The 15,748-nt window shown below is 74.6% G+C and carries 16 protein-coding genes; 4 read left to right on the forward strand and 12 right to left on the reverse strand.

Annotated elements, in window-relative coordinates:
* Positions 1–16 precede the first annotated feature (16 nt).
* Together RM572_RS22190 and RM572_RS22195 are read right to left on the reverse strand one after the other, a co-directional pair.
* Positions 17–1,744 carry a DUF885 domain-containing protein gene (locus RM572_RS22190; RefSeq protein ID WP_311675164.1) on the reverse strand — a complete coding sequence of 576 codons (1,728 nt, stop codon included), beginning with the start codon at positions 1,742–1,744 and terminating at the stop codon, positions 17–19.
* 77 nt (positions 1,745–1,821) lie between these two features.
* Positions 1,822–2,295 (reverse strand): Lrp/AsnC family transcriptional regulator, encoded by a 474-nt coding sequence (locus RM572_RS22195; RefSeq protein ID WP_311675165.1) that lies wholly within the window; start codon positions 2,293–2,295, stop codon positions 1,822–1,824.
* 59 nt (positions 2,296–2,354) lie between these two features.
* Here RM572_RS22195 and RM572_RS22200 point away from each other — a divergent pair, with 59 nt between their 5' ends.
* The gene (locus RM572_RS22200; protein WP_311675166.1) at positions 2,355–3,566 is read left to right on the forward strand and encodes a trans-sulfuration enzyme family protein; all 1,212 of its coding nucleotides are present in this window, start codon (positions 2,355–2,357) and stop codon (positions 3,564–3,566) included.
* Here RM572_RS22200 and RM572_RS22205 read toward each other — a convergent pair.
* The 3 genes from RM572_RS22205 to RM572_RS22215 all read right to left on the reverse strand — a co-directional run bounded on the left by RM572_RS22205 (position 3,481) and on the right by RM572_RS22215 (position 5,750).
* On the reverse strand, positions 3,481–4,125 hold the full coding sequence (locus RM572_RS22205) for a GNAT family N-acetyltransferase (protein WP_311675167.1): 645 nt from the start codon (positions 4,123–4,125) through the stop codon (positions 3,481–3,483). The two genes, RM572_RS22200 and RM572_RS22205, sit on opposite strands and share 86 nt — an antisense overlap.
* Positions 4,126–4,249: 124 nt before the next feature.
* Positions 4,250–4,777 (reverse strand): DUF1990 family protein, encoded by a 528-nt coding sequence (locus RM572_RS22210; RefSeq protein WP_311675168.1) that lies wholly within the window; start codon positions 4,775–4,777, stop codon positions 4,250–4,252.
* 97 nt (positions 4,778–4,874) lie between these two features.
* Positions 4,875–5,750, reverse strand: a complete 876-nt coding sequence (locus RM572_RS22215) for an alpha/beta fold hydrolase (RefSeq protein ID WP_394813674.1) — start codon at positions 5,748–5,750, stop codon at positions 4,875–4,877.
* A 145-nt stretch (positions 5,751–5,895) separates the two neighbouring features.
* On the opposite strand from RM572_RS22215, the gene RM572_RS22220 reads away from it, so the two are divergent.
* Positions 5,896–6,792: an RNA polymerase sigma-70 factor gene (locus tag RM572_RS22220; RefSeq protein ID WP_311675169.1), complete on the forward strand. Its 897-nt coding sequence runs from the start codon at positions 5,896–5,898 to the stop codon at positions 6,790–6,792.
* Between the two features lie 27 nt (positions 6,793–6,819).
* Here RM572_RS22220 and RM572_RS22225 read toward each other — a convergent pair whose 3' ends face one another.
* A complete protein-coding gene (locus RM572_RS22225) occupies positions 6,820–7,596 on the reverse strand; it encodes an SDR family oxidoreductase (RefSeq protein WP_311675170.1) in 777 nt (258 codons plus the stop codon).
* A 220-nt stretch (positions 7,597–7,816) separates the two neighbouring features.
* Between RM572_RS22225 and RM572_RS22230 the strand changes: the two genes are divergently transcribed.
* A complete protein-coding gene (locus tag RM572_RS22230; protein WP_311675171.1) occupies positions 7,817–8,554 on the forward strand; it encodes a GntR family transcriptional regulator in 738 nt (245 codons plus the stop codon).
* A gap of 80 nt (positions 8,555–8,634) precedes the next feature.
* On the opposite strand, the gene RM572_RS22235 is transcribed toward RM572_RS22230, so the two are convergent.
* Positions 8,635–9,795, reverse strand: coding sequence for an ROK family transcriptional regulator (locus RM572_RS22235; protein WP_311675172.1), 1,161 nt, complete (start codon positions 9,793–9,795; stop codon positions 8,635–8,637).
* 216 nt (positions 9,796–10,011) lie between these two features.
* Between RM572_RS22235 and RM572_RS22240 the strand changes: the two genes are divergently transcribed.
* Entirely contained in the window at positions 10,012–10,398 is a 387-nt protein-coding gene (locus tag RM572_RS22240) for a hypothetical protein (RefSeq protein ID WP_311675173.1), read from the forward strand.
* 40 nt (positions 10,399–10,438) lie between these two features.
* On the opposite strand, the gene mug is transcribed toward RM572_RS22240, so the two are convergent.
* From mug to RM572_RS22265, 5 genes are all read right to left on the reverse strand, one after another.
* Positions 10,439–10,951, reverse strand: coding sequence for a G/U mismatch-specific DNA glycosylase (gene mug / locus RM572_RS22245; RefSeq protein ID WP_394813675.1), 513 nt, complete (start codon positions 10,949–10,951; stop codon positions 10,439–10,441).
* A gap of 65 nt (positions 10,952–11,016) precedes the next feature.
* Complete coding sequence (gene purB, locus RM572_RS22250) at positions 11,017–12,447, reverse strand: adenylosuccinate lyase (protein ID WP_311675176.1); 1,431 nt, start codon at positions 12,445–12,447, stop codon at positions 11,017–11,019.
* 10 nt (positions 12,448–12,457) lie between these two features.
* Positions 12,458–13,246, reverse strand: coding sequence for an SGNH/GDSL hydrolase family protein (locus RM572_RS22255; RefSeq protein ID WP_311675177.1), 789 nt, complete (start codon positions 13,244–13,246; stop codon positions 12,458–12,460).
* Between the two features lie 67 nt (positions 13,247–13,313).
* Positions 13,314–14,342, reverse strand: coding sequence for a hemolysin family protein (locus tag RM572_RS22260; protein WP_311675178.1), 1,029 nt, complete (start codon positions 14,340–14,342; stop codon positions 13,314–13,316).
* On the reverse strand, positions 14,339–15,685 hold the full coding sequence (locus tag RM572_RS22265; RefSeq protein WP_311675179.1) for a hemolysin family protein: 1,347 nt from the start codon (positions 15,683–15,685) through the stop codon (positions 14,339–14,341). Before RM572_RS22265 ends, RM572_RS22260 begins: the two co-directional genes overlap by 4 nt.
* Positions 15,686–15,748 lie beyond the last annotated feature (63 nt).

The following is a 15,748-nucleotide window of genomic DNA, read 5'->3' on the forward strand; positions in this document are numbered from 1 at the left end:
GTGCGCGCCGGGCGGCTCAGAGCGCCGACAGTTCCGCCACCAGGTCGTCCAGCCCCAGCGACCCCTGCGACAGGGCCGCCATGTGCCAGCGCTTGGCGTCGAACGCGTCGCCGTGCGCCGCCCGCGCCGCGTCCCGGCCCTTCAACCAGGCACGTTCGCCCAGCTTGTAGCCGATCGCCTGCCCCGGCATCCCCAGGTAGCGCACCAGCTCACTCTCCACGAAGTCCGCCGGACGCCCGCAGTGCATGCCGTAGAACTCCTGCGCCAGCTCCGGCGTCCACCGCTCGCCCGGACGGAACGGCGAGTCCGCCGGAATCTCCAGCTCCAGGTGCATGCCGATGTCCACGATCACCCGCAGCGCCCGCATCATCTGCGCGTCCAGGTAGCCCAGCCGCCGCTCCGCGTTCCGCAGGAACCCCAGCTCGTCCATCAGCCGCTCCGCGTAGAGCGCCCACCCCTCCGCGTTGGCGCTGACCATCCCCACCGTCGTCTGGTAGCGGGACAGTTCACCGGCGACATGCGTCCACTGCGCCAGCTGGAGATGGTGGCCCGGCACGCCTTCGTGGTACCAGGTGGACACCAGGTCGTAGACCGGGAACCGGGTCTCGCCCAGCGTCGGCAGCCAGGTGCGGCCCGGGCGGGAGAAGTCCAGCGACGGCTGCGTGTAGTACGGCGCCGCGGCACTGCCCGGCGGCGCGATCCTCGACTCCACCCGCTTGACCCGCTCGGCCAGGTCGAAGTGGGTGCCGTCCAGCGACTCGATGGCCTCGTCCATCAGAGCCTGCAGCCAGTCCCGGACCTCCTCGACACCCTCGACGGCCTCGCCCGCGGTGTCCAGATGGCGCAGCGCCTCCCACGGCGTGGCCGCACCGGGCAGCACCTTCTCCGCCTCGGCACGCATCTGAGCCAGCAGCCGGTGGAACTCCGCCCAGCCGTACGCGTACGCCTCGTCCAGATCCAGGTCCGTTCCGTTCCAGTACCGGGACCACCGGGCGTACCGCTCCCGGCCCACCGTCTCCGGGGCGCCCTCGACGGCAGGCCCGTACACCTTCACCAGCCACGAGCGCAGCTCCCGCACCGCCCCCGTGGCCTCGCCGGCCGCGGCGGCCAGCTCCTCGCCGAGCAGCTCCGGGCCCTCACCGGCGAACGAGACGAACCAGCTCTCCCCGCCGCCCTCCCCGTCGTCGCCGGTCCACTCGGCCAACTGCCCCACGACCGTGGCGACCTGGCGCGGGCCCGCCGCCAGACCCCGGTCCAGCCCTTGCGCCAGCGACGCCCGGTAGCCCTCCAGCGCGGCCGGAACCGCCCGCAGCCGCCGTGCGACCGCCGCCCAGTCCTCCTCGGTCTCCGACGGCATCACCGTCAGCACGCCGCGCACCGCATGCACCGGCGAGTGCAGGTTGCTGACCGCCCGCAGGCCCTCGCCCGCCTCGTGCACGGCCAGTTCGGCGGACAGCCGCTCCCGCAGCAGCCGGGCGCACCGCCGCTCCGCGTCGCTGCCGGCACCCGGCCGCTGCTCGGCCTCGGTCAGCCGAGCGAGCGTGTCACGGCCCAGCCGGGCCAGTTCCTCCTGCCCGTGCGGGGAGAAGTCGGGAAGTCTGCTGTGGCTCTCGGGCACCCCCAGGTACGTTCCGGTGATCGGGTCGAGCGCGACGAGGGCGTCGACGTACGCGTCCGCGACCTGGCGGGGGAGCGGCCCCTCGGCGGACTCGGTGGACTGAGCGGCATTGGTTGCATCGGACATGCGGTCCATCCTCGTACGCGAGCGAGCCCCACGTCACGCCCATCGGCCGCCCCCGTTCGTGATCGGGTGCGCCGCGGTCAGGCGGGCGGGAGCAGCGGACCGCACGCCCACTGCTGGAAGATGAGCCGGGTCTCCACCCGCGCCACCTCCCGCCGGGAGGTGAACTCGTCGATCACCAGCCGTTGCAGGTCGGCCGTCCCGGTGACCGCGACGTGCACCAGGTAGTCGTCCGGGCCGGTCAGGTGGAACAGCGCCCGCGATTCCGGCAGCGCGCGGATGCGGTCGACGAACGGCCCGATCAGCTCCCGGCGGTGCGGCCGTACCTGCACCAGCAGCAGCGCCTCCAGCGACCGCCCCAGCCGCGCCGGGTCCAGCCGCAACTCGTGCCCGAGGATGACCCCGCTGCGCCGCAGCCGGCCCACCCGGTCCAGACACGTCGACGGCGCGATGCCGACCGCGGCGGCGAGGTCCCGGTTCGTGGTCCGGGCGTCGTTCTGCAACACCCGCAGAATCTCCAGATCCACCGGATCCAGAGCGACGGATTCGGTCATACTCCGAACGTAGCACGGTCGTATCCCGCTTCTTCCCGGTCGCTGTTCAGTATCGGAGCATGGAGACGACCACTGCGGCCACCCGATCGCTGGCCACCGAAGCCGTGCACGCCGGACGCGAGGACCTCGCCGCCCTCGGCCTGCACGCGGCGCCCCTGGACCTTTCCACCACCTACCCGTCGCACGACAGCCGCGCCGAGGCCGCCCGCATCGACGAGTTCGCCGCCACCGGTGCGCGCCCGGACGGGCCGCCGGTCTACTCCCGCCTCGACAATCCCACCGTGGCGCGTTTCGAGGACGCCCTGGCCCGTCTCGAGGGCACCGAGGCGGCCGTGGCGTTCGCCAGCGGCATGGCCGCCCTCACCGCCACCCTGCTGGTACGCGCCTCGGCCGGGCTCCGCCACGTCGTCGCCGTACGCCCGCTGTACGGCTGCAGCGACCACCTGCTGACCAGCGGCCTGCTCGGCACCGAGGTCACCTGGGTCGACCCGGGCGAGATCGCCGAGGCGATCCGCCCGGACACCGGCCTGGTCATGGTCGAGAGCCCCGCCAACCCCACCCTGGCCGAGCAGGACCTCGCCGCCGTGGCCGAGGCCGCCGGCTCGGTGCCACTGCTGGTGGACAACACCTTCGCCACCCCCGTGCTGCAGCGGCCGTGCGAGAGCGGTGCACGGCTGGTGCTGCACAGCGCCACCAAGTACCTCGGCGGGCACGGCGACGTGCTCGGCGGCGTCATCGCGTGTGACGAGGAGACCGCCCGGCAGCTCCGCCAGATCCGCTTCGCCACCGGCGGCGTGCTGCACCCGCTGGCCGGATACCTGCTGCTGCGCGGCCTCTCCACGCTGCCCGTCCGGGTGCGTGCCCAGTCCGCGACCGCCGCCGAACTCGTCCGCCGGCTGGCCGAGGACCCCCGCGTGACCCGCGTCCACTACCCGAGGATCGGCGGCGCCATGGTCGCCTTCGAGGTGGCCGGCGACCCGCACGAGGTCATCTCCGGCGTGCGGCTCATCACCCCCGCGGTCAGCCTCGGCAGCGTCGACACGCTCATCCAGCACCCCGGCTCGATCAGCCACCGCATCGTGCCCGAGGACGACCGGCGCAGCGGCGGGATCGACGAGAAGCTGCTGCGCATGTCGGTCGGACTGGAGGACGTCGAGGACCTGTGGCGCGACCTCGACGCGGCGCTCAGCGGAGCCGGCAGTGCCGTCCCGGCCCCGGCGGACCGGCCGGCCGTGCCGGCCCACGCGGTGCCGGAACCCGCGATGCCGTGACGACGACGGCGTCCTCCTCGTGTCGGAACTCCAGCGGCAGCCCCAGCGTGCGCAGCACCGCCGCCGCGCCGGTGGCCGGTCGCGTCGCGACGGTGTAGACCCGGCCGAGCCCGCGCTGACCGGCCGTGCTCACCAGCCGCCGCAGCAGCCCGGCCCCGACGCCCCGCCGCTGCCAGGAGTCCGCCACGAGGAGGGCGGTCTCCGCCTCGTCCGCGCCGTCCCACAGCAGGTGCCCCAGGCCGACGACTGTGCCGTCGGACCGGAACGCGCCCAGGGTGTGCCCCATGTGCGGAGCCAGCAGGTGCGACAGCAGCACGTCGGCCTCCCCGCGCAGCCGCGCGCCGGTCGCCGCGCCCGGTGTCCGGTAGCGGGCCCGCAGCACGGCGTCGGAGCACAGAGCGTGCAGTGCCGTCACGGCGTCCGCGTCGCGGACGTCCACCAGCCGCACCGTGAGCGTGCCGCCGCCGCGCGGCAGCAGCACGTCCCGCGGGGCGTGCCCGGCGGACCGTCCGCGCCGCCGGCTGCCGGGGCGGTTGCCCGCAGTCGTCGTCTCGTCCACCCGGCCACGGTCGCCCGGCCGTGTTGCCGCGACCTCACCGTGGCGTGACGACGGGGTGAACTCCGCCCCGCCCGGGGCCGGTCGGGCGCCTCGCCGCTCGGGCGGGACGTTTCGGGCAGCCCGCTCAGCCCCCGGCACGTCCGCCCTCCCGCACCAGTCGCCGCAGCACGGTCCCGCACCGGTCGGCGTACCGGCGCTGGAACACCGGCACCAGCCCGCCCGCGGCGCGCGTCCACCACGCCGCGGGCCGGCTGAACGCCAGCACCGTCAGCCACACCGTGCCCGAGCCGTCGCGGGTGACGACGAACGCCTCCTCCCCGCACTGCGGGTGCCCGGCCAGCGTGCCGTACGCCCAGCCCGCGCGCCGCCGTTCGTCGAGCGTCCACACCACCCGGCACGGCGCGTGCAGCCGCAACGGTCCGATGCCCAGCCCCACGCGGACCCGCGCGCCCTCGACGGCCGACTCGGCGTCGGCGTCGATGCGCACTCCCATCGCCCGGTGCATCCGCCACCCGGAGACCGCGCCCGCGGCCCTCCGGAAGTCGGCGTCGCCCTCACCGATCCGCGTCCGCACCCACAGCCGGGAGAAGCCCTCCGGCTGCCGGTCCGTCGCGGTCGCCCCCACGTCAGCGTAAGTGAAGTCCCCATCCACGGCGCCAGTATGGCGCGGGCCGCGCGTCCGTGCGGAGCCCGGCCCCCGAACGGCGCGCCGCCCCCCGGCGCCCGGCTCCCGGCCGGTGCCGCGGCGTTCACGCCGTGGCGCGCGCCACCGTGTCCAGGACGACCCGCGTCACCCTCGCGGGGTCGTCGTTCATCGGCACGTGCCCGCAGCCGTTCAGCCGGACCAGCCGGGCTCCGGGGATCGTCTGCTTGGCGCGTACCCCCTGACGGGGCGGCAGCAGCCGGTCCCGGTCGCCCCAGGCGAGGGTCACCGGGACGTCCGTGAGGTCGCGGGTGAAGCGGACGTCGTCGCGCCGCCCCGCGGCCAGGGTCGGGGCGAAGCCGGCTGCGTCCCGCAACGCCCGCGTCTCGGCCACCACCGCTTCCGGAGAACGCCGCCCCGGCCGGGCGTAGATGGTGCTGGTCAGTGCCGCACGCCCGGCCGCGGTGCGGGCCAGCCCGCGCAGCGCGCCGTCCGGAAGTGCCGAGGCGCCCGCCCGCATGCCGCGCAGAACCCCGAACGCGTACCGACGCTCCGGCTCGGTCCAGAACCCGGCGGGGGAGAGGGCCGTGACCGAGCGGGCGTGCCCGTGCAGCCCGAGCTCCAGCGCCAGGAGGCCGCCGAGGGAGTTGCCCACCACGTGCGGCCGCTCGATGCCCAGCGCCTCCAGCGTGCGGGCCAGCAGCGGCACCACCGTGCCCAGGTCGTAGTCGTACGGCGGAGGCAGTGCGGGCGAGGCGCCGAAGCCCGGCAGGTCCACGGCCACCACCTCGTGCGAGGCGGCCAGTGCGGAGAGCACCGGTTCCCAGGCCTGCCAGTGGTGCCCGATGCCGTGCAGAAGCAGCACGGGTGCACCGCTGCCCCGCCGTTCGTGGACCACCTCGAAGTCCGGCCCGCCGGACGGACGCACCCGCACGGAGGTGGCGGAGACGGGCACGGCTGCGTGGACGGGGGCGACGGTCACGGCGGACTCCCTGCGCGCTGGTCGGAGTTGTCGAGAGACGGTCCTGGACACCATGTCAGCAAGGGGTGGAGGAGGGAAGGGTGAAACCCGCCGCGAGCCGCCCACCCGGCGACGCCGTCGCCCGCCCGGATGCCATCATGAAGCCGTGGCAGCCGAGAACTCCACCACCGCCCCCGCCCGGGAATTCCAGCAGCACCGCGACGTGCTCCTCGCCGTCGCCTACCGCATGCTGGGCCGCGTCGCGGACGCCGAGGACGTCGTCCAGGAGGCCTGGCTGCGCTGGTCCGCCGCCGACACCACCGCCGTACGCGACGCCCGCGGCTACCTGGTCAGGACCACCACCCGCCTCGCCATCGACCGGCTCCGCCAGGTCCAGGCGCGCAAGGAGACGTACGTCGGCCCCTGGCTGCCCGAGCCGTTCCCCACCGACCTCGCCGCCGCCCCGGTGCCCGACGGCGCCGACCGGGTGGTGCTGGCCGAGTCGGTCTCCCTCGCCCTCCTGGTGGTGCTGGAGTCGCTCTCCCCGCTGGAACGCGCCGTATTCGTGCTCCGCGAGGCCTTCGGCTACCCGTACACCGAGATCGCCGCCGTCCTGGAGCGCGCCGAACCGGCGGTGCGGCAGCTGGCCGGACGGGCACGCCGGCACGTCGCCGAGCGCCGGCCGCGATTCGAGGTCGACCCGGCGCAGCAACGCGACCTGACCGAACGCTTCCTGGCCGCCGCGACCGCCGGCGACCTCGAAGGGCTGCTGGCCGTCCTCGCGCCCGACGCCCGGCTGGTCGGCGACGCCGGCGGCAAGGCCAAGGCGCCGCGCCGCGTCATCGAGTCGGCCCGCAAGGTCGCCCGCTTCCTCGCGGCCATCGGCCCCAACGAGATCCCTGACGTGCGGTGGACCTTCCTCGAGCTCAACGGCGCCCCCGCGGTCCTGGTCACCAGCGGCGGGCGCCCGCACACCGTCATGTCGGTGGACGTCGCCGACGGCCGCATCCGCACCCTGTACCTGATGGCCAACCCGGACAAGGTCGCCCACCTGGCCCCGTGACCCCGCAGCCGTCCTCGGTGCGGGGTCTCACAGCCCGCCGGACACCCGCAGCACTGCGCCGGAGGTGAACGACGCCTCGTCCGACAGCAGCCAGGCGATCGCGTCCGCGACCTCGCGCGGCTCGCCCGGCCGCCGCAGCGGCGTGACCTCGGCCTTCCGCCACGCGCGGTCCGGGTCGCCCATCGCCGCGTGCATGTCGGTGAGGACCGACCCGGGCTGCACCGAGTTCACCCGCACGCCTTCCGGCCCGTACTCCTTCGCCAGCCCCACCGTCATCGCGTCCACAGCCGCCTTCGTCGCCGCGTAGTGCACGTACTCGCCCGGACTGCCCAGCGTCGCCGCGCACGAGGAGACGGCGACGATCGCGCCGCCCGCCCCGCCGTGCGCGGTCGACATCTCGAGCAGCGCGCGACGCGCACACAGCAGCGTGCCCAGGACGTTCACCTCGGTCACGCGGCGCATCACGGACGCCGGGGTCTCGGTGAAGCGGCCCAGAGGTCCGGTGACGCCCGCGTTGCACACCGCTCCCGTCACCGGGCCCAGGCGCTCGCGCACCTCGGTGAACAACGCGTCCACCTGGTCCTCGTCGCTGACGTCCAGACGGAAGGTCACCGCTCGCCCGCCCGCGTCCCGCACCGCTGCGGCGGTCCGCTGCGCCGCCTCAGCGTCCCGTTCGTAGCCGATGCCCACGTCGTGCCCGGCCCGCGACAGCCGCAGCGCGGTCGCCGCACCGATGCCCCGCCCGCCCCCGGTGACCACCGTCACCGGCCGGGTGGCGCCCTCCGCCCGCGTCACTCCCGTCACCCCGCCTTCTTCACCGACACCCGATCGGCACCCGATCGATGATCGAGCATCTCACCGGCGCCGGACCGTGGACAACACCGAGCGCGACCGCTCGCCGTCGATTGGTCTTGACCAGCGCACCGCGCCGTCCTATGGTCGGGCTTACGCAACAACCTTTCATAAAGGACCACGCGTAAAGAACCCGACTGCCGCCCCCGCGCGGCGACATGCGGAGGCAAGGGTGGGGACGACACAGCTCGAACAGGTTCCGGAGCCGAAGTACTGGCACCTGAAGACCGTCCTGACCGACGCGCTCGACTCCGAGTTCTCCGTCGGCGAGATCCTGCCCAACGAACGCGAACTGGCCGCCCGGTTCGGGGTCGCCCGCGCCACCCTCCGGCAGGCCCTCGAACAGCTCGAACTCGAAGGACGGCTTCAGCGCCGCCGAGGCGTCGGCACCACCGTGGCGCCCCCGCGCGTCGGCGTCGACGTCGGTCCCGAGCCCCACCGCTGGCCGGGCCTGCCCGGCGAGGCGTGGCAGACCGACGGCGTCGAGCCGGCCGCGCCGCCCGCTCCCGTGGCCCGGCTGCTGGCCACCACTCCCGGCACGCCGGTGCACGCGGTCCGCCGCACCCGCATCAGCCACGGACAACCGGTCGCCACCGAGCTCCTCTACCTCCCCGCCGCCTCGCTGCCGGGCGCGCCCGACCTCACCCACGGCGACGCCGACGCCGCTCACACACTGCTGCGGCTGCTCCACGCCAACGCGCTGGAGGGCCAGGACCGCGCGGTCGAGCTGGGCTCCGCCCGTGCGGAGGACGCCCGTCAGCTCGACCGGCTGCCCGGCGCGCCCGTCCTCGTCGTCACCACCCGCTACTTCTCCGCCGGCCGCACCGCCGCCGTCGCCGTGGCCACCTACCGCGCCGACACCTGCCGGCTCACCTTCGCCGAGACGGGCCCGCTGCCCCTGGCAGGCTGACCGGACCCTGCGAGGCGCGGGGCCCTGCGGGAACGGCGACCTCGCCGCCGCCGAGCGGCGAGTCGCGCTCGCGTTCCCTCTCAGCCGCCGACCGTCGTGCCCTCGACCGCGAACAGCCGCTCCTCCAGATGGTCCACCGCCAGCCGCAGCGCGCCGGTCGCGACCGCCGCCTCACCCAGCTCCGACAGCGCCACCCGGGGCGGCCGCAGGCAGTACCGCTCCAGCTCGTGACGCAACGGGTCCAGCACCCCGTCCAGCCCGGAGGCCCAGCCGCCCACGACCACCAGCTCGGGGTCCAGGGCCAGGACCAGCGCCGCCACGTCGTGCACCAGCCGCCGGATGAACCTCCCGACCGCCTCCGTCGCCCGGAGGTCGCCCTCCCGGGCGAGCTCGAAGACCCGGGCCACCGCCTCCTCGTCCAGCGGGTGCAGCGGCTCGCCCGTCGTGGACAGCAAACGCTCCGGGGTGGCCTCCCTGCCCAGCAGGTGCAGCGCCCCGATCTCTCCCGCCGCCCCGCCGAACCCCCGGTGCAGCCGGCCGCCGATCAGCGACCCGGCGCCGGGGCTCAGACCCGCCAGGACGAACACCACGTCGTCGGAGCCGGCGGCCGCGCCTTTCCAGTGCTCGGCGAGCGCCGCCGCGTTCGCGTCGTTCTCCACCAGCACCGGGCAACGGAAGGACCGCCGCAGCCGGTCGCCCAGGGGGAGGCCGGTCCATCCCGGGAGCGCCGTGCCCAGCCGTACCCGGCCGTCCGCCTCCACGATGCCGGGGCTTCCCACGCCGACCGCGCGCAGCGAGGTGCGGGCCACCCCCGCCCGGCGCAGCAGATCCGCGACGAGCGTGCGGACGTGCTCCAGCCGCCGGCCGGCCTCCGCGTCCTCCGCGACCGGCCGTGCCATCGTCGAGGTGGTGCGCCCCGTCAGGTCCGCCAGCACCGCGGCGACGCGGTGCGGTCCGATCTCCACGCCCAGCAGGTGCCCCGCCTCGGAGCAGAACCGGAACCGGCGTGCGGGCCGTCCGCGGCGGGCGTCGCCGCCGCCCTGGGTGTCCTCGGCGACCAGTCCGGCGTCCGCCAGGCCCTCCACCACACCTTCGACGGTGGGGCGCGACAGACCCGTCGCGTGGGCGAGGTCGGTCAGCGTCAGCGTCGGCGGTTCGTCCGTCCCGCGCAGGGCCCGCAGCACGACGGCGGAGTTGATACGACGCAGCAGCGACGGGTCGCCGCCGGTGAGCCTCCCCACGTCGCCTCCCTGGTCGTGCGCGTGCAGCGGATCGTATCCGCTCCGCCGCGGCCCTGCGAGCAGCGCCGCCCTCACGAAACGGACCCGTGGCGGGCGGCGCGGACCTCCCTGCGGCCGGGCCCCGGGGCGGCATCCCGGCGGCTCGCGTTCCGGCGTCGCGGAATGCCCGTGCCTGAACCGTCGTCAACCGCTCCCGGAGGACGGTTTACTGGCCCCATGATCCTCGCCGACCACGCCGCCGCCGTCGAGCGCCTCCTGAAGGTGCCCGGACCGCGCACCGCGGACCTCGCCGTCGGCGCGGACCCGTCCGAGGACGACCCGAGCGCCGGCCTGGAGGCGGAGGAGGCCTTCGGCACCGACTGCGAGGCGCTGGTGGAGCTGCTCACCCGCCGCTGGGGCGAGCCCGAGGTGCTCGACCTCACCGACGACCTGGTGCGGCTGGCCTCGGGGGAGCCGGTCCCCGAACCCCGGCGCACCCTCTGTGCCTTCGTCCGCGTCCTGCGCCGCTGGCAGGTCGGCGACCGCTGGCTGGGTGTCGGCGTGGGCCGGCAGGGCGACAACCTGCCCCTCCACCTGGTCGCTGCGGTCGGCGACACCGACTGACACCGACCGACAGCGGCTGACGCAGCACGCCGCGCGCGGCTCAGCCGTCCGTCAGGTCCGCCTCCGAGGCGGCACGCAGCCGCCCGAACTCCTCCGCCATCGCGGCCGGTTGCCAGTGCGCGTTGAGGCCGCTGGGGTTGGGCAGTACCCAGATGCGCGTGCCGCCCATGGTCCGTTCCTGCGGGCCCACGCCGGCCTGCCGTTCGCCGAACGCCGCCCGGTACGCGGTCACCCCCACCACCGCCAGCCACGCCGGACGCCACCGCGCGACCCTGCGTTCCAGCGCGCGCCCGCCGGTCTCGTACTCCTCGCGGGAAAGCTCGTCCGCGCGAGCACTGGCCCGGGCGACCACGTTGGTGATGCCCAGGCCGTGCTCCAGCAGCTCGCGCTCCTCGTGCGGCGCCAACTGCCGCGGCGTGAAGCCGGAACGATGCAGAACCGGCCAGAACCGGTTGCCCGGCCGCGCGAAGTGGTGGCCGGTCGCCGCCGACCAGAGCCCGGGGTTGATGCCGCAGAACAGCACCCGCAAGCCCTCCGCGACCACGTCCGGCACCAGGCGGTCGCGCGCGGCCTCCAGGTCGGCGGGGGAGGGGCGGAACGGCGGCGGGGGCGGGCTGCTCAGAGGATCGACCCCGGTGTGTACCCGGCCGCCTCCGGATGGCGCTTGACGATCTCCTCGATCCTCGCCGCCACGGCGGCCGTCTGCTCGCCCGCCGCGCCGGTGAACGACAGCCGGTCGGCCATCAGCGCGTCCAGCGCCGTGCGGTCCAGCGGGATGCGGTCGTCGGCGGCGAGCCGGTCCAGCAGCTCGTTGCGCTCCGCGCCCTGACGCATGGCCAGCGCCGAGGCGACCGCGTGCTCCTTGATCGCCTCGTGCGCGGTCTCCCGTCCCACACCGGCCCGCACGGCGCCCATCAGCACCTTCGTCGTCGCCAGGAAGGGCAGATAGCGGTCCAGTTCGCGGGCGACCACGGCCGGGAAGGCGCCGAACTCGTCCAGCACCGTCAGGAAGGTCTCCAGCAGCCCGTCGAACGCGAAGAAGGCGTCCGGCAGCGCGACCCGGCGCACCACGGAGCACGACACGTCGCCCTCGTTCCACTGGTCGCCCGCCAGCTCGCCGGCCATCGACGCGTACCCGCGCAGGATCACCGCGAGGCCGTTGACCCGCTCGCAGGAACGCGTGTTCATCTTGTGCGGCATCGCCGACGAGCCGACCTGGCCCTTCTTGAAGCCCTCGGTGACCAGCTCCTGGCCTGCCATCAGCCGGATCGTCTTCGCCAGCGACGACGGCGCCGCCGCGAGCTGCACCAGGGCCGTCACCACGTCGTAGTCCAGCGACCGCGGGTAGACCTGCCCGACGGAGGTGAAGGCGCGCGCGAAACCGAGGTGCCCGGCGACGCGACGCTCCAGCTCGGCCAGCTTCCCCGCGTCGCCGCCCAGCAGGTCCAGCATGTCCTGCGCGGTGCCCACCGGGCCCTTCACTCCCCGCAGCGGGTACCGGCCGAGCAGGTCCTCCAGCCGCTCGTAGGCGGCCAGCAGCTCGTCCGCCGCGGTCGCGAACCTCTTGCCCAGCGTCGTCGCCTGCGCGGCCACGTTGTGCGAGCGGCCGGCCATCACCAGCTCCGCGTGCTCGCCCGCCAGCCTGCCCAGCCGCGCCAGCAGCGCCACCGTGCGGTCCCGCACGTGCTCCAGCGACAGCCGCACCTGCAGCTGCTCGACGTTCTCCGTCAGGTCCCGGGACGTCATGCCCTTGTGGACCTGCTCGTGCCCGGCGAGCGCGTTGAACTCCTCGATGCGGGCCTTCACGTCGTGCCGGGTGACGCGTTCCCGCGCGGCGACGGACTCCAGGTCCACCTGCTCCAGCACCCGCTCGTAGTCCTCGACGGCCCCGTCCGGGACCTCCACACCCAGGTCCCGCTGGGCGCGGAGCACGGCGAGCCACAGCCGCCGCTCCAGCGTGACCTTGTACTCGGGGGACCACAGGACGGCCAGCTCCGTCGAGGCGTAGCGGCCGGCCAGGACGTTCGGGATGCGGGGCTTGTCACTCACACCGCGGATTCTACGGGGTGTCCTCGCAGGCCAGCGGGGTGAGGTCCGGGCGCTTGGGCGCCCGTCCGTCGCCGGAGGAACGCCCGGTGAGCCGACGGCCCACCCACGGCACCAGATGCTCGCGCGTGAACCGCAGGTCCGCGCGCCGCCGCAGCAGCCAGCCGGGCGGCGCGGACTCCGGCAGCGGCGTCTCCCAGTCGGACTCGGCGGGCAGCCCGACCGCCTGCCACACCGCCTCGGCGACCCTGCGGTGCCCCTCGTCCGTCAGATGCAGACGGTCGTCCGCCCACAGCCGCGGGTCGGTCAGCGACGGGGCGGAGTACAGGTCGACCACCGTCGCGCCGTGCCGGCCGGCGAGAGCGTCGACGAAGGAGAACAGCTGCTCCATCCGGGGCCGGCAGCGCTCCAGCCCCGGCCCGCGGCGCCCGGGGCTGCGCATCAGCACCAGCCGGCCGCAGTACGGCGCGAGCCGTTCCACCGACTCCTCCAGCACGCCGCACACCCGGCCCATGTCGCAGCGTGGCCGCAGCACGTCGTTCAGCCCGCCGACCAGCGTCGCCAGGTCCGGGCGCAGCGCGGCCGCGACCGCCACCTGATCGTCGGCGATCTGACGGATCAGCTTGCCCCGCACCGCGAGGTTGGCGTACCGGAAGCCGCCGGACCGCGCGGCGAGCCGGGTGGCCAGCAGGTCCGCCCAGCCCCGGTAACTGCCGTCCGGCAGCAGGTCCGACATGCCTTCGGTGAAGGAGTCGCCCAGGGCGACGAAGCTGGTGATCGGGGGCGCGGCGGCGTTGTCCATGGCCGCCCCAGAATACTGGTTGCCCCGGTCAAGCAGATCACCGGTGCGCCCCGCCCGGCCACCCGGCTCACAGGGTCCACCCGCCGGGAAGCTTGCCCACCAGCTCCCGCAGCACGTCCTCCATGGTGACCAGACCCGCCGCCTTCCCCTCGGCGCCGATCACCGCCGCCAGGTGCGTACGGCTGCCGCGCATCGCGCCCAGCACGTCGTCCAGGGGCATCGCCCCGCGCACCAGCGCGATCGGGCGCAGGGCGCTCCGCGGAAACGCCTCGTCGCGCGGCACCGCGTCCAGGGCGTCCTTGACGTGCAGGTAGCCCATCGCCCGCCCCCTCGCATCGACGACCGGGAAGCGGGAGTAACCGGAGTCGGACGACAGCCGTTCCAGTTCCTCCGGCGTCACACCCAGCGGCGCCGACACCACCCGCTCCAGCGGCCGCGCCACGTCGGAGACGGGGCGGCGGCCCAGTTCCAGCGCGTCCCGCAGCCGCTCCGTGGAACGGTCGTCCAGCAGTCCCGCTTCGCTGGAGTCCGCGACCATGCGGGCCAGTTCGTCGTCCGAGAACGTCGACTCGACCTCGTCCTTGGGCTCCACCCGGATCAGCTTCAGCAGCGTGTTCGCGAACGCGTTCACCGTGAAGATCACCGGACGCAGCGCCCGGGTCAGCGCCACCATCGGCGGCCCCAGGACCATGGCCGAGCGGTACGGCGCGGCCAGCGCGATGTTCTTCGGCACCATCTCGCCGACCAGCATGTGCAGGTAGGTCGCCGCGGACAGGGCGATCGCGAACGCGATCGGATGGATCAGGCCCTCCGGCATCGACACAGCGTGGAACAGCGGCTCCAGCAGGTGGGCGATCGCCGGCTCCGCGACGACGCCGAGGACCAGCGTGGACAGCGTGATGCCCAGCTGCGCGGCGGCCAGGATCTGCGACACGTGCTCCAGGCCCCACATCACGCTCCGCGCCCGGCGGTCGCCCTCCTGCGCACGCGGTTCGATCTGGCTGCGGCGCACCGAGACCATGGCGAACTCGCCGCCGACGAAGAAGGCGTTGGCCACCAGCGTCAGCAGGCCGATGAACAACTGCAGCGCGGTCATCGCCAGGCCCCCTCGTCCTCGTCGTTCTCCGCCTGCGGCAGCGGCCCCGTGAGCCGCACGCCCGCAGCGCGCCGCCCGGAGGCGTCCCGCACCTCCAGCCGCCATCCGGCGACCTCCAGCACGTCGCCCTCGGACGGGATCCGCCCCAGTTCCGTGGCGACCAGGCCGGCCAGCGTCTCGTAGGGCCCCTCCGGCGCCCGCAGGCCGATCTGCGCCAGCTGGTCGGTGCGTGCCGCGCCGTCGGCGTCGAACAGCCTGCGGCCGTCCGCGTCCTGCCCGGCGGGTGCGAGGTCGGGCGCCTCGTGCGGGTCGTGCTCGTCCCGCACCTCGCCGACGACCTCCTCGACGATGTCCTCCAGCGTCACCACTCCGGCGGTGCCGCCGTACTCGTCGATGACGACCGCGATCGACCGGTCACCGCCCGGCATCCGGTCCAGCAGGCGGTCGACGGTCAGCGACTCCGGGACCAGCAGCGGCTCCCGCAGCAGCTCCGTCACCGGCAGTCGCGGCCGCTCCTCCGCCGGGACGGCCAGCACGTCCTTGATCCGCACGATCCCCACGACGGTGTCCAGGTTGCCGCGGAAGACGGGGAAGCGGGACAGGCCGGTCGCCCGGGTCGCGTTGGCGACGTCCTCCGCGGTGGCCTGTACCTCCAGCGCGGTGACCTGCACACGCGGCGTCATCACGTTCTCCGCGGTGAGCTCCGCCAGATGCAGGGTGCGCACGAACAGGTCCGCCGTGTCGGCCTCCAGCGCCCCCTCCTTCGCGGAGTGCCGGGCCAGCGCCACCAGCTCCTGCGGGGACCGCGCGGACGCCAGCTCCTCGGTGGGCTCCAGGCCCATCCGGACCACCACGCGGTTCGCGGTGTTGTTCAGATGCCGGATCAGCGGCCGGAAGGCGGCCGAGAACAGCCGCTGCGGCGTGGCGACCGCCTTCGCCACCGGCAGCGGGCGGGAGATCGCCCAGTTCTTCGGCACCAGCTCGCCGATCACCATCATGACCAGCGTGGACAGCGCGGTACCGATGACCAGCGCCACGGACGACGACGCCGACTCGGGAACCCCCAGGTCACCGAGCGGGCCGGACAGCAGCGCGCCGATGGACGGCTCGGCGAGCATGCCGACCACCAGGTTGGTCACGGTGATGCCGAGCTGCGCGCCGGAGAGCTGGAACGTGAGGGAGGTGACCGCGCTCATCGCGCTCCGCGCGCCGCGTTCGCCGCGGTCCACCGCGTTCTCCAGCTCCGCGCGTTCGACGGTGGTCAGCGAGAACTCGGCCGCCACGAAGGCGCCGCAGGCCACGGCGAGAAGGAGCGCCACCAGAAGCAGGAGTACTTCGGTCATCGTGCCGCCACCCCCAACCCGGGATCGGGCACGCCGGCGGGGCACGTGTGGCGGCCGTGACGG

Origin of the sequence: Streptomyces hazeniae, assembly GCF_031845485.1 — a bacterium.
GTDB classification, from domain to species: domain Bacteria; phylum Actinomycetota; class Actinomycetes; order Streptomycetales; family Streptomycetaceae; genus Streptomyces; species Streptomyces hazeniae.

Excerpts from the sequence above, each read along its gene's own strand:
- RM572_RS22240 (WP_311675173.1), top strand. The coding sequence starts at position 10,012 with ATGATCCTCGCCGACCACGCCGCCGCCGTCGAGCGCCTCCTGAAGGTG.
- RM572_RS22265 (WP_311675179.1), bottom strand. The coding sequence starts at position 15,685 with ATGACCGAAGTACTCCTGCTTCTGGTGGCGCTCCTTCTCGCCGTGGCC.
- RM572_RS22190 (WP_311675164.1), bottom strand. The coding sequence starts at position 1,744 with ATGTCCGATGCAACCAATGCCGCTCAGTCCACCGAGTCCGCCGAGGGG.
- RM572_RS22260 (WP_311675178.1), bottom strand. The coding sequence starts at position 14,342 with ATGACCGCGCTGCAGTTGTTCATCGGCCTGCTGACGCTGGTGGCCAAC.
- RM572_RS22195 (WP_311675165.1), bottom strand. The coding sequence starts at position 2,295 with ATGACCGAATCCGTCGCTCTGGATCCGGTGGATCTGGAGATTCTGCGG.
- RM572_RS22200 (WP_311675166.1), top strand. The coding sequence starts at position 2,355 with ATGGAGACGACCACTGCGGCCACCCGATCGCTGGCCACCGAAGCCGTG.
- RM572_RS22255 (WP_311675177.1), bottom strand. The coding sequence starts at position 13,246 with ATGGACAACGCCGCCGCGCCCCCGATCACCAGCTTCGTCGCCCTGGGC.